At 59.8% G+C, this 18,891-nt stretch carries 27 protein-coding genes; all 27 read left to right on the top strand.

The features are described 5' to 3' along the window. The first annotated feature begins 98 nt into the window (after nucleotides 1–98). The 27 genes from I2C21_RS04635 (at nucleotide 99) to I2C21_RS04505 (ending at nucleotide 18,890) form a co-directional block, all read left to right on the top strand. Nucleotides 99–866 carry a hypothetical protein gene (locus I2C21_RS04635; protein ID WP_195278642.1) on the top strand — a complete coding sequence of 256 codons (768 nt, stop codon included), beginning with the start codon at nucleotides 99–101 and terminating at the stop codon, nucleotides 864–866. After that, nucleotides 859–1,071 carry a helix-turn-helix domain-containing protein gene (locus I2C21_RS04630; RefSeq protein ID WP_186963868.1) on the top strand — a complete coding sequence of 71 codons (213 nt, stop codon included), beginning with the start codon at nucleotides 859–861 and terminating at the stop codon, nucleotides 1,069–1,071. Before I2C21_RS04635 ends, I2C21_RS04630 begins: the two co-directional genes overlap by 8 nt. Before the next feature lie 84 nt (nucleotides 1,072–1,155). Further along, on the top strand, nucleotides 1,156–1,662 hold the full coding sequence (locus I2C21_RS04625; protein WP_195278641.1) for a terminase small subunit: 507 nt from the start codon (nucleotides 1,156–1,158) through the stop codon (nucleotides 1,660–1,662). After that, nucleotides 1,649–2,875, top strand: a complete 1,227-nt coding sequence (locus tag I2C21_RS04620; protein ID WP_195278640.1) for a PBSX family phage terminase large subunit — start codon at nucleotides 1,649–1,651, stop codon at nucleotides 2,873–2,875. The genes I2C21_RS04625 and I2C21_RS04620 overlap by 14 nt, the downstream gene beginning before the upstream one ends. After that, nucleotides 2,876–4,330 carry a phage portal protein gene (locus tag I2C21_RS04615; protein ID WP_195278639.1) on the top strand — a complete coding sequence of 485 codons (1,455 nt, stop codon included), beginning with the start codon at nucleotides 2,876–2,878 and terminating at the stop codon, nucleotides 4,328–4,330. Next, nucleotides 4,302–5,795 carry a phage minor capsid protein gene (locus tag I2C21_RS04610; protein WP_195278638.1) on the top strand — a complete coding sequence of 498 codons (1,494 nt, stop codon included), beginning with the start codon at nucleotides 4,302–4,304 and terminating at the stop codon, nucleotides 5,793–5,795. The genes I2C21_RS04615 and I2C21_RS04610 overlap by 29 nt, the downstream gene beginning before the upstream one ends. Beyond that, a complete protein-coding gene (locus I2C21_RS04605; protein WP_186963863.1) occupies nucleotides 5,792–5,977 on the top strand; it encodes a hypothetical protein in 186 nt (61 codons plus the stop codon). Before I2C21_RS04610 ends, I2C21_RS04605 begins: the two co-directional genes overlap by 4 nt. A 38-nt stretch (nucleotides 5,978–6,015) precedes the next feature. Continuing rightward, nucleotides 6,016–6,252 (top strand): hypothetical protein, encoded by a 237-nt coding sequence (locus I2C21_RS04600; protein WP_195278637.1) that lies wholly within the window; start codon nucleotides 6,016–6,018, stop codon nucleotides 6,250–6,252. 8 nt (nucleotides 6,253–6,260) lie between these two features. After that, nucleotides 6,261–6,398 carry a hypothetical protein gene (locus tag I2C21_RS04595; protein WP_186963861.1) on the top strand — a complete coding sequence of 46 codons (138 nt, stop codon included), beginning with the start codon at nucleotides 6,261–6,263 and terminating at the stop codon, nucleotides 6,396–6,398. A gap of 81 nt (nucleotides 6,399–6,479) precedes the next feature. After that, entirely contained in the window at nucleotides 6,480–6,698 is a 219-nt protein-coding gene (locus I2C21_RS04590; RefSeq protein WP_195278636.1) for a hypothetical protein, read from the top strand. Further along, the gene (locus tag I2C21_RS04585) at nucleotides 6,698–7,885 is read left to right on the top strand and encodes a DUF2213 domain-containing protein (RefSeq protein ID WP_195278635.1); all 1,188 of its coding nucleotides are present in this window, start codon (nucleotides 6,698–6,700) and stop codon (nucleotides 7,883–7,885) included. The genes I2C21_RS04590 and I2C21_RS04585 overlap by 1 nt, the downstream gene beginning before the upstream one ends. Nucleotides 7,886–7,890: 5 nt before the next feature. Beyond that, complete coding sequence (locus tag I2C21_RS04580; protein ID WP_195278634.1) at nucleotides 7,891–8,556, top strand: structural cement protein Gp24; 666 nt, start codon at nucleotides 7,891–7,893, stop codon at nucleotides 8,554–8,556. 16 nt (nucleotides 8,557–8,572) lie between these two features. Then, nucleotides 8,573–9,088 carry a structural cement protein Gp24 gene (locus tag I2C21_RS04575; RefSeq protein WP_186963857.1) on the top strand — a complete coding sequence of 172 codons (516 nt, stop codon included), beginning with the start codon at nucleotides 8,573–8,575 and terminating at the stop codon, nucleotides 9,086–9,088. A 17-nt stretch (nucleotides 9,089–9,105) separates the two neighbouring features. Next, nucleotides 9,106–10,155 carry a DUF2184 domain-containing protein gene (locus I2C21_RS04570; RefSeq protein WP_195278633.1) on the top strand — a complete coding sequence of 350 codons (1,050 nt, stop codon included), beginning with the start codon at nucleotides 9,106–9,108 and terminating at the stop codon, nucleotides 10,153–10,155. A 15-nt stretch (nucleotides 10,156–10,170) separates the two neighbouring features. After that, nucleotides 10,171–10,500 carry a hypothetical protein gene (locus I2C21_RS04565; protein WP_195278632.1) on the top strand — a complete coding sequence of 110 codons (330 nt, stop codon included), beginning with the start codon at nucleotides 10,171–10,173 and terminating at the stop codon, nucleotides 10,498–10,500. A gap of 17 nt (nucleotides 10,501–10,517) precedes the next feature. Next, complete coding sequence (locus I2C21_RS04560) at nucleotides 10,518–11,006, top strand: DUF4054 domain-containing protein (RefSeq protein ID WP_195278631.1); 489 nt, start codon at nucleotides 10,518–10,520, stop codon at nucleotides 11,004–11,006. Then, nucleotides 11,003–11,386 (top strand): hypothetical protein, encoded by a 384-nt coding sequence (locus I2C21_RS04555; protein ID WP_186963853.1) that lies wholly within the window; start codon nucleotides 11,003–11,005, stop codon nucleotides 11,384–11,386. Before I2C21_RS04560 ends, I2C21_RS04555 begins: the two co-directional genes overlap by 4 nt. Then, a complete protein-coding gene (locus tag I2C21_RS04550; protein WP_195278630.1) occupies nucleotides 11,383–11,904 on the top strand; it encodes an HK97 gp10 family phage protein in 522 nt (173 codons plus the stop codon). The genes I2C21_RS04555 and I2C21_RS04550 overlap by 4 nt, the downstream gene beginning before the upstream one ends. Then, entirely contained in the window at nucleotides 11,901–12,353 is a 453-nt protein-coding gene (locus tag I2C21_RS04545; protein WP_195278629.1) for a phage tail terminator family protein, read from the top strand. Before I2C21_RS04550 ends, I2C21_RS04545 begins: the two co-directional genes overlap by 4 nt. Then, on the top strand, nucleotides 12,343–12,501 hold the full coding sequence (locus I2C21_RS04540; protein WP_195278628.1) for a hypothetical protein: 159 nt from the start codon (nucleotides 12,343–12,345) through the stop codon (nucleotides 12,499–12,501). Before I2C21_RS04545 ends, I2C21_RS04540 begins: the two co-directional genes overlap by 11 nt. A gap of 1 nt (nucleotide 12,502) precedes the next feature. Next, entirely contained in the window at nucleotides 12,503–13,837 is a 1,335-nt protein-coding gene (locus tag I2C21_RS04535; RefSeq protein ID WP_195278627.1) for a phage tail sheath family protein, read from the top strand. A gap of 13 nt (nucleotides 13,838–13,850) precedes the next feature. Further along, nucleotides 13,851–14,333: a phage tail tube protein gene (locus I2C21_RS04530; protein WP_195278626.1), complete on the top strand. Its 483-nt coding sequence runs from the start codon at nucleotides 13,851–13,853 to the stop codon at nucleotides 14,331–14,333. 12 nt (nucleotides 14,334–14,345) lie between these two features. Then, nucleotides 14,346–14,756, top strand: coding sequence for a phage tail assembly chaperone (locus I2C21_RS04525; protein WP_195278625.1), 411 nt, complete (start codon nucleotides 14,346–14,348; stop codon nucleotides 14,754–14,756). 183 nt (nucleotides 14,757–14,939) lie between these two features. Further along, a complete protein-coding gene (locus tag I2C21_RS04520) occupies nucleotides 14,940–16,817 on the top strand; it encodes a tape measure protein (RefSeq protein ID WP_195278624.1) in 1,878 nt (625 codons plus the stop codon). Nucleotides 16,818–16,831: 14 nt separating this feature from the next. After that, nucleotides 16,832–17,572, top strand: coding sequence for a hypothetical protein (locus I2C21_RS04515; protein ID WP_195278623.1), 741 nt, complete (start codon nucleotides 16,832–16,834; stop codon nucleotides 17,570–17,572). Beyond that, nucleotides 17,569–18,537: an XkdQ/YqbQ family protein gene (locus I2C21_RS04510; protein ID WP_195278622.1), complete on the top strand. Its 969-nt coding sequence runs from the start codon at nucleotides 17,569–17,571 to the stop codon at nucleotides 18,535–18,537. Before I2C21_RS04515 ends, I2C21_RS04510 begins: the two co-directional genes overlap by 4 nt. An 8-nt stretch (nucleotides 18,538–18,545) precedes the next feature. Beyond that, nucleotides 18,546–18,890, top strand: coding sequence for a DUF2577 family protein (locus I2C21_RS04505; RefSeq protein ID WP_186963843.1), 345 nt, complete (start codon nucleotides 18,546–18,548; stop codon nucleotides 18,888–18,890). Nucleotide 18,891: the final 1 nt, after the last annotated feature.

Here is an 18,891-nt window from a genome sequence, read left to right as displayed (position 1 = left end):
ATAAGGATACGCGCGTTCTTATGCGGGGCCCTTAGACCGCTAATTATCGCACCAGAGCCACAGAAGAAAGAACAGAGAGCGGAGCAGGAGGAAAGGCAGTGAAGCAGCTCATGCGGTACAAAATCATATCCGGCCGGGTGGTGGAAAAACGGGATGTGCTCATGGAGGTCACCAGGACCCGCAAGCCAAGGGGAGGCCGCAAGGGAAAATCGACCATCAAGCAGGTAGAGCGGAACGAGCGGGAGAGCGTGCTTGCCCTGGCCCGGTTTCTGAATTGCAACTACCGGGGCGGGGATCTCTTCCTCACGCTGAAATATTCCGACGGACGTCTCCCGGCGGATCGGGCGGAGGCAAAGCGCATCGCCAAGAACTTCATCCGACGTCTGGCCAGGGCCTACCGGAAGAAGCACGGCAAGACGCTGATCTGGGCGCTGGTCACAGCAGACCGCTCCTCAAAGACAGGAGACCCCGTGCGCCTGCACCACCATGTGGTGCTCAACGCCATGGACTGGGAGCTCATCGCCGCCAACTGGCCCGCCGATGAGTTCTCCTGTCGGCATCTGGATGACAGTGGGGACTATACCGCCGTAGCCCGGTACATGGTGCGCAATGCCGGATATGGACGGGGGGAGCAGTGCTGGAGCTCCGCCAAGAAGGGGGTAAAGAGGCCGGTCTACTCCACGCCGGTCCCAGTGCAGCAGGCAGGTTCTGTGCGAGTGCCCAAGGAGGCCAGGATCGTGGAGCGGGAACTGCATGAGAGCGCCGAGAGCGGATTCTCGGCGGCCTACATACGTTACATCATGCCCAGGGAGCGGGCGGAACAGTCCCACAAGGGGAGAAAGGCAGGTGGCAGACAGGATGAATGAGGGATTTCCCACACGCCTGCGCAGGCTCCGGGAGGCCAGGCGGATGAGCCGCCGGACGCTGTCCGAGCTGTGCGGGCTGAGCAAGAACATGATCGCCGTCTATGAGCGGGGGGAGGCGGACCCATCGGCGGCCACGCTGTGCCTGCTGGCGGATCACTTCGGCGTCTCCACCGACTACCTGCTGGGACGGTCAAAAAATTTTTGACGTGCCCAATATATTGGGCAACTTGCCTCCGGGGTGTGGTATGCTCAACCTGAACATTTGCAGGCAGGAGGGGAGGCGTGAGGTGTGAACTATGAGGAGATGACTCTGGAAGAACTGGAGCGCACCCTGACCAGGAGGGAGCGGCTCTTCGTGGAGGAGTACGAGAAGGACGGCAACGGGACCCAAGCGGCCATCCGGGCAGGTTACACCCCCGGAAATGGGAACGCCTCTGCAGCTGTGCAGGCCAGCAAGCTGCTAAGATCGGCTAAGGTCTCCGCGTACATGCGTGCGCGCGCGATTGAATTGTGCCGTCAGCTGGGGCTGAGCCCGGAGCGCATTAGGCTCCACGCCATGGATGTCTACCGGAAATGCATGAACGAAAAGCCGGTGATGAAGTACGATCCGGACACCCGTGAGTGGGTGGAGTCGGGTGAATATGTGATCGACTCAAAGGGTGCCCTCAAGGCGCTGGAGCTCCTGGGCAAGCCGATCGGGGCATTTGAGCGGGACAGCCAGGCGGATCGAATGCGTGTCGAGGACGATCCCATTACCAAGGCTCTGAAGGAGGAGCGGAGCGATGGGCTTCTCTGAGAAGCAGCGGCAGATCCTCCGGTTTCCATACAGCGGCTATGAGGCGCTGATCTGCGACGGGGCCGTGCGGTCCGGAAAAACCTCCGTCATGTCGCTCTCGTTCTTCCTGTGGGCCATGGCCAACTTCAATGGCTGCGCATTCGCCTTCTGTGGGAAATCGGTTGGGGCAGTGGAGCGAAATATCGTGACCCCGCTCCTGGCCGTCCGGTACCTGCAGGAACACTTTGCGGTGAAATACAACCGAGCGGGACACGTCATTACCATCCGCCGCGGAAAGGTAGAAAATCTGATCTATCTCTTTGGTGGAAAGGATGAGTCTTCCGCAGCTCTGATTCAGGGCGTCACGCTGGCGGGAGTGCTGCTGGATGAGGTGGCTCTGATGCCGCGCTCATTTGTGGAGCAGGCCCTGGCCCGCTGCTCCGTCCGCGGGGCAAAGCTGTGGTTCAACTGCAACCCGGAAGGGCCGGAACACTGGTTCCGGAAAGAGTGGATACTCAAAGCCGAGCAGCACCGTGCCCTGCATCTCCACTTCACGATGGACGACAACCCTGCGCTGGACGAAGAGACCCGGGCGCGGTATCGCACCATGTACAGCGGCGTATTCTACGAGCGCTTTGTGATGGGACGCTGGGTAATGTCGGAAGGGCTGGTCTACGATATGTTCCACCCGGACGCCAACACATACGAGGAGGGGCCGCCGTCCCTCCGCTTCAGCGGGACACGTACCATCACCTGCGACTATGGGACCACCAACCCCACCGTATTCCTGGATGTTTACGACCATGACGGGACGGTCTATGTCGAGCGGGAATACCGCTGGGACAGCCGGGACCGGGAGAACGGAGGCCGGCAGAAGACCGACGAGGAGTATGCGGATGATCTCCAGGACTTCATGGGAAACGATGTCTGCGCCGTGATCGTAGACCCGTCGGCGGCCAGCTTCATCGCCGCTCTACGTCACAGGGGGATCTATGTGATTCCGGCGGACAATACCGTACTGGACGGCATCCGCCGGACGGCCACCCTGATCCGGCGGCGCAAACTGCTGATCCATCGCCAGCGCTGCAAGCCGCTGCTGGGGGAGATGGGCACCTATCTCTGGGATGAAAAGGCGTGCCGGCACGGAGAGGACAAGCCGCTGAAGGAGCGGGACCACGGGCCGGACGCGCTGCGCTATTTCTGCAATTCTCTGCCAGAATGGAGGTTTGAATAAGTGTCCAGACGGAACAAAAATACACCCAAAGGAAGACAGACGAATGGCCAATTGGTCAGCGTTGCGGACGCGTTTTCTAACCCTCTTTTCCGGCTTGGGCACGGCTCCCAGTCTCCTATGGAGGCAACGGAATACCCCTTGACCCGTATGACCGACAACTATGCTCTGCTCAATTCCCTTTACCGGGACAACTGGGTGGTACAGAATGTGATCGGTCTCATGGTCGACGATATGCTCCGGGAGTGGTACACCCTGGGAGGAAGCCTGTCTCCGGACTATTTGGACGAGCTCTCCCGACTGGAGCGCACCACCCGGATGCGGGAACGGCTGTCCGAAGGGCTCAAGTGGGGCCGCCTGTACGGAGGTGCGGCCGGACTGATCCTCATCCGAGGACACGAGGGGATGCTGGACACGCCCCTGGATCTCGGTACCATCATGCCGGGCAGCTTTGCCGGGCTGTACATACTCGACCGCTGGAGCGGTATCACGCCGGACATGGGACTGGTGATGGAGATCCATGATCCGGACTTCGGTCTCCCGGAGTTTTATCAGATCAATAACGCGGAGGGGCACATGGTGGCCCGGGTCCATCACTCCAGAATCGTCCGCTTCACCGGCCGTGAGCTCCCATACCTGGAGCGGGTGGCCGAGATGTACTGGGGCGAGAGCGAGGTGGAAGCCATCTACAAGGACGTGGTGGCCCACGATAACGTGAGCGCCAACATCGCTGCGCTGACCTTCCGGGCCAACATTGACACCATGGAAGTGCAGAACCTGGAGCAGCTCTTCGCCCTGGGCAGCGTAAAGCAGCAGGAGCGATTCTGGAGAGTCATGCAGGCACAGAGCGTTATGCGCTCGAATTTCGGCTTTCAGCTTGTCAACAAGGGGGACCAGGTGACCAACACGCAGTACAAGTTCGAGGGCACCGACAAAGTCTATGAGGCCATGTGTCTCAATCTGTGCGGCGCGTCCCACTATCCCATGACCAAGTTGTTTGGGCGGTCTCCGGCCGGCATGAACGCCACGGGAGAGAGCGATCTGCGCAACTACTACGACTATGTGGATACCCTGCGGGAGAACAAGCTGCGCCCGGCGCTGGAAAAGCTGCTCCCCATCATGGCACTCTCCGCTTGGGGCGCCATCCCCAGCGGACTGGAGATCATCTTCCCGCCGCTCTGGACCCCAAGCGCAAAAGAGACTGCCGACATCGCCAAGGCCAAATCCGAGAGCATCGTCTCCGTGTTCCAGGCCGGGCTCATGGATGTGCCCACCGCGCAGAAGGAGCTCAAGAAGCTGGCCGACGATACGGCCATGTTCGACAGCATCACCGACGAGGCCATCGCCGCCAACAAGGGGAGGACCTATCAGGATGTCACTGCGCTGCGGGACCCCCTGCTGGGCCTGGGGTATGGAGAGGAACTGACGCATGCCGACACTGGAACGAGCGCCGAATGAGCAGGAGCTGAAAAAACTGATATCCATCTACCTCAAGGCGGAGACCGACATCATCCAGGAGATCGGACGGCTGCGGTCGAGGGGGCTGGTCGATTACCACGCGGTGGCCGCACTGGAGCGGGTGCAAACCATCCTGCAGAAGATGGAATCAGACTGCTGGGAATACGTCCCGAGGATGATCGAAAAGCAGTTCTATGTGCGGGTGCCCGAGGCGCGCAAGATCCTGGAGAGCGTGGAAAAGCACACGGCAGGCTATGAGAATGCGGCGGCCCTGACCGGGGAACAGACCGCGATCGTGGACCGTCTGACCATGCAGCTCATGGGGGAGATCACCGACGCGGCCGGGACCGCTCTATCCACCCTCCAGCGCGTCATCCTGGGCCGGACAGAGCCGGACCTCTTCCGGCGCATCGGCCTGGAGCAGGTGACCGCCATGCAGGCCGCCGGAAGAGGGGTAAACCGCAGTGTCCCCGGATTCGTGGAGGCGATCCGCCGGGAGGGCGTGACCGCATTCATGGATCAGGCAGGCCGGAAGTGGAGCCTCCACACCTACTGCTCCATGGCCACGCGCACCACATCCAGACAAGCGGAGATCCTTGCGGTCCTGACCGCTGACCCGGAACACGATCTCTATCAGATCAGCAGTCACGGGACCACCTGCAAGCTCTGCGCCCCCTATGAGGGGCGGGTCTATTCCAGAAGCGGCACGCATCCCGTCTTTCCGCCCCTGGCCTCCGCCTTCGGAAAAATCGATCCGAGCGGGCCAGACAGTCTGGCAAACACCTATCTGAACATCCATCCGAACTGTCTGCACGTCATCCTCCCGTGGACGCCCGCCGGACGCTCCCCCGAAGAGATCCGGAAGATCGAGGACTTCTCCGATCCGAAGAAGAATCCATTCACGGTGGACCCCCGGAGCACGAAGCAGATCGAGGCATACCGGAAGAAGGAACGGGCCCGCGCCAAATGGCTTGCGGATTACCGGCAGTGGGAGCGTTACCGGATAACACTGGGAGACCGGGCGCCCAAGCGCTTTGAGACCTTCCTGCGGCACAAACGGCAGGGGGACGATATATTTAAAAATTGGACGCAGGAATATATCAAATCCACCCGGAATTATGATATAATCAAACAAAAACAGATGCGCGGCGAGCTGAATCTGAGCCTAAATCCAGGCCATCAGGCCAAGCACATCCGAATGGGCAAAGGATATGTGAAGGGGAAAAGCTACCTGTACGGCAGTATGGATGACGCGCAGGCGCTGGTTGAGCGGTACAGCGGAGCGGGCGCCCCTAAATTTGACAAAAAGGGCCGATGGGTAAAGAAGGAGTTCGTGACTGCTCCCGATCCTATCGGTGTGTATGTGAACCAGGATACCGGCGAGGAGCTCCAGACACGCCGCTTCGCAATTCATTACGGAAAAAACGGTGTGCATATCGTGCCGGCGAAGGAGATAGAAGAATGAAACTGTATGAGGCCTGTGGGAAACGAGTCCGCATTGTGACCGATGATGGGCAGATCTTTGAAGGCAAAGCCTATGACTACACATCTGCTCTGGACAACGAGCCAAATCCAGCCAGTATTTCCATCGGGGACACCGAGCTGTATGAGAACGAAATCATTTCCATCGTGGAATTGCCGGATTAAAGATCGGATGGAATGGTTGCCTGCATGGAGGGGATTTCATGGCAAAGTATCAGCAATACGAATCCGTTGTCCTGAAGGACGGGCAGATCGTTACGATTGTGGAGGTCTATGAGCCGAACGGCTATGATGCGGATGTCGGGCATTCCCCCAAGGATTGGTCCATGGTCTGCGGTATCACGGATGCCGATATCGTAAGAAAGGCGACCAGGGAGGAACTGGAACAAGAGTATCAGGAGTCCATGCGCCAGCTAAGGGAGCAGGGGATTTTGAAGTGAGGCAGAGCATGACAGAACAGATGATCCGGGCCATCGAGGCCGCTTTGAAGCGCGGCTTGCGGGTGGAGCTGCTGATGGACAAGGACGGGACCATTAAGGTCCAGACCGTTTCCCGCAAAAAGCTGAATATCGTTCCCACGCCCTAAATGGTGGGCGGGAAGAGCTGAATGGAGCTGACAGGAGAGATCCTGCCGGCTCTTTTTTTATTTCCCTGTGAGGTGATGACAATGACCTATCTGGAACTCCTCGAAAAAAATCTGGTGGATGAGATCGAGGCCACCCGTTCCTATGCGGCGGCGATGGCTGCTGCGCCGCAGGAGGATATCCCGGTGCTGCTGGAACTGCTGGCAGACGAGACCGACCACATCGCCCATGTAGCGCAGCTGATCTCCCGCCAGAGCGGGAAGCCGGTGGACTATGCCGCGTTGGTATCGGGGGTGGACTGATGGCGCTGGCTTATTACGGGACCAATATCTCGCCCAATCAGACCGAGACGGCCGAAGGGTACCTGATCTGCCGGAACGTCCCCATCGCCCGGACCGGTCAGCAGGACTATCTGGCCCGGGAGCTTATGCTAGACGGCGATCCGGACCGGATCGTATCGGTGGAACGAAACCCCGAGGACGTCTTTGAGGCGGCCACGCTTGCCAGCTTTGAGGGGAAGCCCGTGACCGACGGGCATCCTCCGGAAAATGTAGGGCCGGAAAATTTCGCGGCGTATGTACGGGGCCATGTCCAGAACGTGCGCCGGGCAGGGGAGTACATCGTGGCAGACCTCTATATCAATGACGCCAATCTTGCCTCTGAGGTGAGGAACGGCGTCAAGCGGGAGGTCTCCTGCGGGTACCTCTGCAACTATGAGCCGGTCGGGACAGGCTTTAAGCAGTCCCAGATCCGCGGCAATCACGTGGCCATCGTCCCCCGTGGACGGGCGGGCCACGATGTTGCAATAAAAGACGCCGCCCCAGAGGCGGAGAAAGGCAGGAAATGCATGAGAGACTTTTGGAAAAACATCCTGACCGCCTTCGGCATGGCGGCCAGGGATGCCAGCCCCGAGGAGCTGGACACGATGGTGGAGGCTGCCGCAACCGCGCTGGATGCCGCACCCGCAGGCACTGCGCCTGCGCCGGAGGCAGAACCCGCAGGAGCCGGAGCTTCCCCGGAAAAAGACGCCCCGCCGGCAGAGAGCGCCATGGACAAAAAGCTGGATGCCATTCTGGACTTGCTGGCTAAGCTGATGCCCAAGGAGGAGACTCTCCGCGATGAGGGCGATCTGGACGATATGATCGAAAAGCTGGCCGGGAAGAAGGAGAACGATCCCGAGGCCGCCGTGACGGTTCCCGCTGAGGAAATGGAGGATATGTCCCCTGTGTCCAAGGATGCGGCCGCCGAGCTTCTCCGGCGTGTCCGTCCTGCCGTGGCCTCCATCCAGGATCGCCAGCAGCGGGCCCGCGTCGTCGACGCGTTGCTCGCCACCCTCTCCGGCGGCAGCGGCATGGAGACCATCGTCAAGGCAGCCCAGGACAGCGCGATCAAGGCCGCCGAGGCGTCCAAACGGACCACCTACGAGCAGGCCTGTGCAGAGTCGCAGGCCAACTATGACGCGCTCAATCCCCACAAGGGGAAGGAGTGATCGAGATGGGACTCAGGCCACAGTCCATCGGCAGCGTCATGAGCTTCGGCTTTGCTGGTTCTTATTCCAGACAGCCCGATATGGTAGTCACCACCGCTCCTCTTGAGGGGAGTGTGGACATCCTGTTTGGCACACCTCTGGTAAGAGGCTCCGACGGCGCGGTAAGGTCCATGGGTTCCGGCAGCACAGGCGCCCAGTTTGTCGGCGTTGCCGGCCGTGAGGTGAAGAGCGCCACCGGTTATCTGGCCCAGAGTACAGGCCGATATGCGCCCAATGACCCCGTCAGCGTGTTCCAGCGCGGAACGATCTGTGTTCACTGTCAGAAGGGCGTCCCGGCCATGGACGGACCAGTCTACGTCCGTGTGGTCAAAAGCGGCGGGTATGAGGTTGGCGGCTTTGAGGCGGAGGCAGACGGAGAGAACTCCGTAGTCCTTCCAAACGCCATGTGGAACGGCCCCAAGGACGGAAACGGCGTGGCAGAGCTTCGCATCGCCTACGTCGGCCCTATTCCCGCCGGCCCGACCTACACGCTGCCTGCCGCCACGCCGGAAGCACTCGGGGGAGTAAAACAGGCTCCGGCGATCCCCGACATCGGAGCGGCACCGACACAGCAAGATTTCAACGGCCTGCTTGCCGCGCTGCGCACCGCAGGCATCCTCGCATCCAATTAAAGAAGGAGTGATTTCTATGGGACTTAATCCCCAGGTCATCGGCAATTCGCTGACCTTCGGCTTCGCCGGATCCTATGCCCGGCAGCCCGACATGATCGTGAACACTCGCCCCGCAGGGGGCGAAGCGCCCTTCCCGTTCGGTACCCCTCTGAAGTATGACGGCAGCAAGGCAGTCGTCCCCATGGGCGCGGCGGCCACGGCCGCGGAGTTTGTGGGCGTCGCTGGCCGGGAGTTCAAGAGTTCTCTGACCTATCTGGACCAGAGTCAGGGCGCATATGCCCCCGGCGAGCCCGTGAGCGTGTTCCAGCGTGGTTCGATCCAGGTCAAATGTCAGCGGGGAGAGCCCGCTGTCGGCGGCAAGGTATACGTCCGGATCACCTACAACGAAAGCTATACCGGTGCAGTGGTGAGCGGGTTTGAGGCCGAAGCAGACTCTGATAAAACCATCGAACTGACCAATGCACAGTGGGGTGGCCCCAAGGATGCCAACGGCGTGGCCGAGCTGGTGATCCTCACCCGCCTCAACGCCTGAGAAGGAGGAAATAGACCATGGCAAAGTTTCGCAATGTGGGCACCGTTGACGGCGGTGTCGTGAGATTCCACGGGGCCGCTCCGGCCGCCGGCGGCATCCCCACCATGGATGCGGAAGGTGTGGCCTCCGGCGGGGCCTTTCTGGTCTCCGAGCTGGAAAAGAGAGACCCCCTGATCCGCAAGCCCCTGACCTCTGTCACCTATCCCCGTGACATCCCCATCCAGACCGGCGGAGGCTGGGTCGATTATGTCTCGGCCATGTCGGTGGCCTACGGAATCACCGGAGGCTCGGGAAGCGGCCCCGTCCAGGCAGGCGGCTCCAACGGACTGCCCGTGGTCCAGGCGTCCGTGGATAAGGGTGTCTATAAGGCCCACGTGTTTGCAGTGGCCCTGCGCGTCATGTTCCAGGACATGCAGCGGGCCAACTTCGTGGGACGCTCCCTGGATCAGCTGCTCCAGGACGGCGTGCGCATGGCATACGACAAGCATAATGACGAGAACGTCTATGTGGGGCTCTCCGAATATGAGACCACCGGCCTCATCAATAACCCCGATGCCACGGTATCCACGGTGGCGGACGGGGCCGAGGGGAATGGCAACTGGGCCACCAAGACCCCGGACGAGATCCTCATGGATATCAACACGGCCATCACGGAGACCTGGGCCCAGGGTGAATATGACCTGGGTGCCATGCCCAACCACATTCTGCTTCCCTATGAGGAATACACCGATATTCTGACCCGCAAGGTGTCCGAACTGGCCACCGAGACCATCTTTGACTATGTCATGCGGAACAACGTGGCGGTCAAGAACGGCGGAAAGCTGTTTATCGGCGCGACCCGCTGGTGCAAGGGTGCCGGCGGCTCCAACACCGACCGCATGGTGGTGTATGTACACAACGACCGCTTCCTCAAGATGGACGAGCTGGTCCCCATGTCCCGCATCATGTCTGCGCCCAATGTGGCCAATGTCTGCTATGACACCGCCTATATGGCCAATCTCTCGGAGCCTCAGATCCTGTATCCGCAGACGATCACCTACTGGGACAACATCGGCGGGGACACCTGATAGGAGGGCTGTATCATGTTCATTCTGGCAAGACAGGCTGTGCTCTTTTTCAGCAAGGACCGGTCTGAAAAATTCCGCATCCCCAACGGGTATGTGGGCCCGGTCCCGGAGTGGGTAGCCGAGACCAAGCAGTTCCAGCGCATGGTGGCAGACGGCACCATCGCGGTGTCCGGCTCTGACCGGGATAAAGCGCTGGAGAAAGCCGGAGAAACGGCGGACAAGAAGGCCCAGAAGGCAAAAGAGCGCAGGAAGGAGACCCAGAAAGGCGAATCCTCCGGTGAAGATGCCGCCGGTTCAGACAGCGGTGCTCCCAGTGCGGAGCCCGGCGCGGAAGCTGAGGTCTAAGAGGGGAGGACTGCGGAATGTACCGCTGGGATAACGCGCCGTTTTACGGCGTCCGGGAGACCGCCGCCAATCTGGGCAGGACCGATGGGAACTACACCCCGGAGCAGTTCCAGGAGGACTTTCCGCAGTTCTACCGGAAGGACGGGGAGCCCCTGGTCCCCCGCACGATGCTGGATGAGATCATTCGCATGGCAAATGCCTCCATTCAGCCGGACAAGTGGCTGGAATCCTGGCGCTATGCGGTGGGCCTGTACACGGCTCACTATGCCACCCTGTATCTGCGCACCTATGCGGAGAGCAGCGAAACACCCTCCCAGGCCGCTGCTACCGGCGCGCTGGTGGGAGTGGTCAAGTCCGCCACCCTGGGAGACTCCAGCGTATCCTATGATACCCAGGCGGTCACCCGGGGGACGGAGGCGTGGGGCGACCTGAATGCCACCACATACGGCCAGATGCTGGCCAACCGTGCAAAGCTCGTCGGAGCAGGAGGGAGCTATGTGATATGAACTTCCAGTCGTGGTACACCGATACTGTGGATGTATTTCGGGTGCGCGCCGTCACAGAGCACGGCCTGACACGGCACGAACGGACGCAGGTGCTCTCCGCAGTCCCGTGCCGCGTCTATCGCTCCGACTCCCGTGCACTCCAGACGGAGCAGACCGCCGCCTATGTCCGGCAGGAGGACCATCTGATGCTGGACAATGCCGTGGACATTCGGGCGGGCGATGAGCTGCACATCCGCCGCGGGGCGCTGCTGGGGAAGGAGGCCGAGGAACTCCGGGCCTTTGCCTCGGAGCCAAACCGGTACTTTGAACCCTTTGGAGCGGTGCTCCCTGGGCTGGCGCACCAGGAGATCCGCCTGCTGCAGCAGGAGCGTGTGAAATGAGCTACACCGTCACATTACAGCAGCGCCTTCTGCAGCTGAAAAAGATCGGAGCGGACCTGCCGGAGATCCTGTATGAGGTACAGAAGAACGCGGCGATGCGGGCTGTCGAGGCCGCCGTGGAGGCCACCCCGCCCAAAGTGGGGGACCTCCGCGGCACCGGCACGCGCAGTGGAGAGCTGAAACAGCACTGGGTCACAGACAGCGAAGTGGAGCCGCGGGGCGGCGGGATCTCCGGCGGCGGGATCTACCGCTCCCTCCTGAAAAATGATCTGGAATACGCCTCCTATGTCAACGACGGCCACCGGGTCGACCGGCATTTTGTACCGGGGCTGTACATCAACCCAAATTCAAATCAGCTGGAATACGATCCGGCGTATGCCGAGGCTGGCGGTGGTCTGGTTGTCGGCACGAAAACGACCTATGTGAAGGGGAAATTCATGACCGACAAGGGGAAAGAGGCCTATGAAAAAGCAGTGCTCTCTGAGCTGGACCGGCACATTCAGGAGTTGATGAAATGAAATTCACACTTTCCACCGTGGCCCGGTCTCTGGCCGCACACCTGTCCGGAAACTTTCCAGGCGTGACGTTTTTCGAGGACCCGAACCAGCAGGGGAGCACCGTGCCCTGTATGTTCCTCCAGCAGCGCTATTCCAACCTGAAGCTCCAGACCGCCGGGCGATGGCTGCGCACCATCGGACTGGATCTCACCTATCTGGAGGACTACAACCGGCCGGATATGCAGCGGCTCTATCAGGAGGCCGCGGAGACCCTTGACCTGGTGATGGAGACCTTTCCCTATACGGACGGCGCGGACACCGGGGCGCTGCGGACCTACGAGCGGGAGTGGCGGATCGACCTGGATGCGCTTCACTACAAGTTTGAGATCCGGGTGATCGTCCACCTCCCGGAGCCATACAACCCCATGCGCACCATGGACTACAAGGAGGACGTGACCGATGGAGGCTAAAAAGTATACCCGGGAGGCCCTGCTGCGGAGCACCCGGTACAAGCAGTATCAGAAGGATTTTCTCAGCGCCGTGCTGAGAAAATCAGAGTACACCTTGGCGCAGGCCGATCAGGCCGTCAAGGCATTTTTCGCAAAGGAGCGTGAGTGATATGGCAGGCGGTTCCTGGACGACCCAGAACAAAGTCCTTCCCGGTGTCTATATCCGATTCAAAACCAAGGGAGCCCTGGGTCTGACTGTGGGCGAGCGGGGCGTCGTTACGATCTGTGAGCCCCTGTCCTGGGGCGCGGTGGCCAAGGTCACGGAAGTCACCCCGGACATGGACCTGACCCCCGTCATTGGCTACGACATCACCGACCCGAAGGCCCGTTTCCTGCAGGAGATCTTCAAGGGCTCCAACCGGACCAGCCCGCCCACCCGGGTGCTGCTGTACCGGCCCAGCGCATCCAGCGCCGCGAAGGCTACCGTTACGGAGGGGACGCTGACGGCCACCGCCCGGTATGAGGGGGTGCGCGGAAATGACATCTCTATCATCGTGACGGCCCTCACGGAGCCGGAGAATTCCTTCCTGGTATCCACGGTGGTGGACGGCGCTGTCATGGATCAGCAGACCGGAAAGACCGTGGAGGACCTGACCGCCAACGACTGGGTCACCTTCAGCGGCTCCGGAGCGCTGAGCGCCACCACAGGGGCGGCTCTGACCGGCGGAAACGATGGTACAGTGGCCGCAACGGCCTATTCTACCTACCTGACCGCCATTGAGCCCTACAAGTTCGATGTGATGATTTATGACGGCAGCGATGAGACGGTGCAGACCGCCATGCTGTCCTTTATCAAGCGAATCAACGATGAGAACGGCCAGCGCTGCCAGCTCTGCGCCTCCGGGCTCTCCGCACCGGATACCCGGTATGTCATCCACGTCAACAGTCCGGTCACGCTGGCCGACGGGACAGCGCTGACGAAAGAACAGGCTGTCTGGTGGGCCGGAGGAGCTTCCGCCGGCGCGAAGTTCAACGAGAGCCTGACCTATGCCCAGTATCCGCAGGCGGTATCCACCCAGATGCGCACCAACGACCAGTACATCCAGGAGCTGGAGCAGGGAAATTTCGTCTTTTTTGCGGAGGACGGCGTGGTGAAGGTCATGCAGGACATCAACAGCCTGGTGACCTTTACCGAGGACATCGGAAAGATCTATCGGAAAAACCGGGTGGTCCGGCTCCTCTCCACCATCGCAAATGACCTCTATGCCCAGTTCTCCGCCAATTTTATCGGTGTGGTCAACAACAACGAGGCCGGACGGGCCCGGTTCAAAACCGCCATCGTCGGCTATCTCCAGCAGATCCAGGCGGAGCAGGGAATCCAGAATTTCTCCCCCGACGACGTGGAGGTGCTGGCCGGGCAGGAGATCGACGCCATCGTGGTAAATCTTGCCCTCCAGCCTGTGGATTCGGTGGAGAAGATCTATCTCACCATTGAGATCTCCTGAGGAGGTGGAATGCATGTCTTTTTTGCTTGAGCGAGATACGGTAAACGGCGCCGAGGGTACCGTCTATATCACCCGGAAGGGGAAGCAGATCGAGGTGATCGGTCTGAAGAACATCCAGCCTGTGGGCGGGATCCAGTCCACCGATATGCGTAGCATTGGCACGCGGGTGATCCAGGACAAGCCCAACGGTGTCAAGCTGACCGCGAAGGGGAAGGTCTACTACGGATCCAACGGCTCCAATCTGTTTCAGGAGATGCTCCTGAACTATATCACAAAGGGCGTCATGGAGTATTTTGACGTGCAGATCAACAACACCGACCCCACAGTCAGCATGGGCAGCCAGATCATGGCCTACTATGGATGTCATCTGACAGGAGAGATTCCTCTCTCCATTCTGGACGATGAGAAGGCGATGCTGGACTATGAATTTAATTTTGCTTACACCCGGGTGGCCCGGATCCAGGGATTTACGGACCCGGTGAATGTGAGCCAGTAAGGAGGATCTGTTATGAGCAAGCTTTCCGCGTTTCTTCACCCGGTCAAGACGGCCGTAGAGAAGGAGGTCATCATCTCGGACCGGTTTTTGGACGAGGACGGCAAGCCCGTTCCGTTTCGCATCCGAGCGCTGAGCCAGGAGGAAAACGACCGTCTGGTCCGGGCAGCTACCCGGGTGGAGACCCGCAATGGCCAGCGCCTCGAGTATGTGGACAGTGTGGACTATGCCCAGCGGACCGTTGTGGCGGCCACCGTGGAACCCGATTTTTCCAGCAAGCAGCTCTGCGACGCTTACGGCGTGGTCAGCCCCCAGCTGGTACCGGGGAAAATGCTGCTGGCCGGAGAATATAACCGTCTGATGCAGGCCATTCACGGACTCTCCGAGCTGGAGAGCGATGTCATGGAGGAAATGGTAAAAAACTGATTTACGGGACCGACCTGGACGCTGAGACACTGACAGCCTATTACTGCTTTGTCAATCTGGGTTGGCCCCCCTCCAAATATGACAGACTCCCGGCGGGAGAAAAACAGCTGGTGACTGCGTTTGCCTTCCGAGACATGATGGCCCGCAGGAAAGAACAGCAGGAGATCGAAACGAGGTGATTCTGTGGCACGGATTCAGGAAGAACTCATCCTGGTCGACCGGTTTACGGCGGCGTTCACATCCTACCTGCAATGTACCGGACGGGCCGCGGAGGCCACCGAGCTGGCCCGGCGGCAGGCAAATCAATATTCCGAGGCCCAGCGCCAGCTGAGCGGGACCACAGACACCCTGACCGGAAAGATCCGGAACCTGGTGGGCGCCTATGCGGGGCTGAAAGGTCTGACCTCTCTGGTCGGCCTGTCCGATACCATGGCGCAGACCACGGCACGGCTGAACCGGATGAACGGCGAGCTCCAGGACACAGCCCGGCTTAACCGGATGATCTATGAGAGCGCACAGAGATCCTGGGGGGCCTATCAGGCCACTGCGGATATGGTGGGAAAGCTTGGAACAATGGCTGGCGACGCCTTCAACAGCACCAGGGAGCTCGTCTCCTTTGCTGAGCAGATCAACAAGCAGATCGTACTCTCCGGCGCGTCCACGCAGGCGGCTGATGCGGCCCTGCTCCAGCTGACACAGGCCATGTCTTCCGGTGTTCTGCGAGGTGAGGAACTCAATTCCATTTTAGAGCAGACGCCGACCATCGCGCAGTCTATTGCGAAATATATGGGGGTCTCCGTTGGAACCATGCGGGAAATGGCCAGCGAAGGACAGGTCACCGCCGAAGTGGTCAAAAACGCCATGTTTGATGCCGCGGCTAGAATCAACGCCGAATTTGCGCAGATGCCAATGACCTGGGGTCAAGTATGGACATCCTTCCAGAACACCGCTCTCATGGCCTTCCAGCCGGTTTTGGTGGGAATCAACTGGCTGGCAAACAACCTGGACATCATCGGGCCGCTGGTACTGGGTGCCGCAGGCGCCTTTGCTGTATTCCAAATCGCAGCCAACTGGACCAAGATTGCAGCTGTCGCAACAGCAGCCTATCATTTTGTCGTAAACCTTTTGAGCATTGGCTTTGGTGTATTAACTGGGAATACAGCTGCGGCATCTGCGGCTGTATTTACCTTCAATAGTGCGCTCCTCGCCTCGCCCATCACTTGGATTGTGATGGGAGTCATTCTGTTGGTTGCGGCGCTCTATGCCGGCGTGGCGGCCTTCAACCACTTCACCAAGTCCAGTATTTCAGCTACCGGAATTGTGGCAGGCGTGTTCTTCACAATGGGCGCACAGATCATGAATATGACCATCGTACCACTCCAGCGCGGCTTTGCTATGTTTATAAACTTCGTTGGAAATGCATTTACAGATCTCCCCGGAGCAGTTGAAATTTTGTTCCACGATATGGCTCTGGGCATTCTGGGGCACATCCGAAGCGTCGCAAGTGGAATTGAAGCCCTGATTAACGCAATACCCGGCGTGGAAGTAAGCCTCACCTCGGGCATTGACAGTCTATATCAGACCATGCAGGCCAGCCGGGAAAGAGCCATCGCCGCAGGCTCCTACAAGGAGTTTGTCAAGCCCATGGAGTATTTTGACCTGGGCAAGTCCTTCCAGAGCGGCTATCAATGGGGCTCCAATCTGAAACTGGGCGGATTCTCCATGCCCGGAATGGGAGACTATGGTTCGGGGTTCACTGTGCCCGCCTATGGAGAGCTGGCATCGATCAATGGAAAGCTGGGCGACATCTCTGGTAGTGTCGGGAGCATTGAAAAGGCGGTAAATCTCTCGGAGGAAGATCTCAAATCTCTGGTGGATATGGCGCAGCGTCAGTACGTGAACCGGATCAACCTGACCGCTCAGACGCCGGTGATTACCATAAACAGCGCCAATACCGGGCGCACGGCGGCGGACCGCCAGCAGCTGGCGGACACGATCCGTGATATCCTCATCGAACAGGTGGCGGCCGGCTCGACCGTCAGCACCGCGCGGGCCTATTGACGGGAGGCGGAACCATGGCAAACAACTTTGGAATATTCTTCACACGTGACGGTGTCGTGATCCGTCTCCCGGTCAATCCGGACAAGCTGCCGGTGTCGGTAGAGTCGGACAACAGCGAATACAATGTGCTCGGGATCGGACCGATCATGGTGCCGCGCAAACCGAAGCTGAAAACCGTGACCATCTCCAAGTTTTTTCCCGGGAAACCCTTTCCGGGCGTGCTGACGGCCAACGGCTTTGAGCCTCCGGAGTTTTACATCCGCTTTTTCCAGTCCGCCATGGATGAGAAGGCGCCGATTCTCTACACCCCGGTTCGGTACTATGAGGACGGGACGCCCTTTATGACAGAGGACGCCGGCTTCCAGGTGCTGGTCACCGGATTTACCTATGAGGAGCGGGGCGGTGAGACCGGCGACTTCTATTATGATTTGACCCTGACGGAATACCGGGATTACTCTCCCAGGGTGATGCAGGTCCAGCAGCAGACGGCGGGCACGCCTGCGACGGTCACCACAGAGCAGACCAGAGACATCCCCCAGGGACAGCTGGTGGTGGGCGGGGTGTGCGTGGCAAACGGCCCCTATTATTACTCCAGCTATGGGGATGAGCCGCACGGGAATGGGAACGGCCGCCGGGTCGTGGTATCCAGGATCGTGGATGGCAGCAGAGCCTGCCCGGTCCATGTGACCACGGAGTCCGGCGGCGCCCTCGGGTGGATGAAGAAATCTGCTTTGCAGGTGGTGAGCGGGACATGAACACGGAGCTTCTGATCGTCAATCGGTCGAGCGGGCAGATCTGGGAGTGCTCCAACAGCGTGGAGTCCGTATCCTGGGAGACCAACCGTACCGACACGCCCGGAAAGCTGACCTTCACCATCCTCAAGTCGGGAGACCTATCCTTTACCGAGGGCGATGTGGTCCGCTTCTCCGTGGATGGACAGCTCCAATTTTACGGTTGGGTGTTCACCAAGTCGAAAAACCGCTGGGGAGAGATCGACGTCACCTGTTACGACCGGCTGCGGTATTTCAAGGCAAACGCCTCCTATACCTTTTACAGCCAGAAGGCCGGAGATATCATCCGGCAAATCGCCGGAGACCTGCAGGTCGAGGTGGGAGAGCTGGCGGATACCGGATATCCGATCCCGTCTCTCTCCAAAGAGGACCAGAGCTGCTTCGACATCATCGGAGAGGCCGTCCAGCAGACCCTTCTCAACACCGGGGATATCTATGTCTTTTATGACGGAGGGAGCGGGGTGGCGCTGCGCCGCCCGGAGGATATGATCTCCAATACCGTGATCGGAGAAAACTCTCTGCTGCTGGATTACTCCTACAAGACAGATATCGACGAGCAGACCTACAACTCGATCAAGCTGGCCCGGCCCAACGAAAAGACCGGGAGGGCAGATGTGTTTGTGGCACAGGACTCCAGCACCATCGGGCAGTGGGGTCTGCTCCAGCTCTATCAGAAGCTGGACGGGGATATCAACGACGCGCAGGCCCGCGCCCGTGCGCAGGAGAGCCTGCGGTACTATAACCGGCGGATGCGCACTCTGTCCGTGGAGACACTGGGTGTTCCGGGCCTGCGGGCCGGGCAGATGGTGCTCATGCAGGTCCCCGGCCTGGGGGACATCGATCTGGACCAGTATGTCCTTCTGGAAAAAGTGACGCACACCTGGGAAAACGATGTACACACAATGAAATTTGAAACCCTGGCGATTTGAGGTGAACCATGCAGCTGAGAGATATTATCAACCAGATGATCGCGCAGCATCTCCGCGCCGCGCAGCTGACCGATCTGAGTGTGGGAACGGTGATCAGCACATCCCCGCTGGAGATCTCCACCAATCCCGCTATGGCGCCGCTCAAAGCCTGTCTGCTCTATCTGACGGAGCCGGTGGTGGAGAAGAAGATCCCCGGGACGGTCGCCTGCATCGAGAATGGAGAGACTCTCCCGGTGGAGGATGGATATACCATTCTCAACCGGGGGTTGGAGCCGGGGGACGCGGTGCTTCTGCTCCGGGTACAGCGGGGGCAGAAATACATCGTGCTCTCCCGGATCATGGAAGGGGGGTAGG

It is taken from the genome of Clostridium sp. J1101437_171009_A5 (assembly GCF_015547905.1).
In the GTDB taxonomy this organism is placed as follows: Bacteria; Bacillota; Clostridia; order Oscillospirales; family Oscillospiraceae; genus Pseudoflavonifractor_A; species Pseudoflavonifractor_A gallinarum.
Note: the sequence above shows the minus strand (reverse complement) of the source record. Positions and strands in the feature narration are given on the sequence as shown.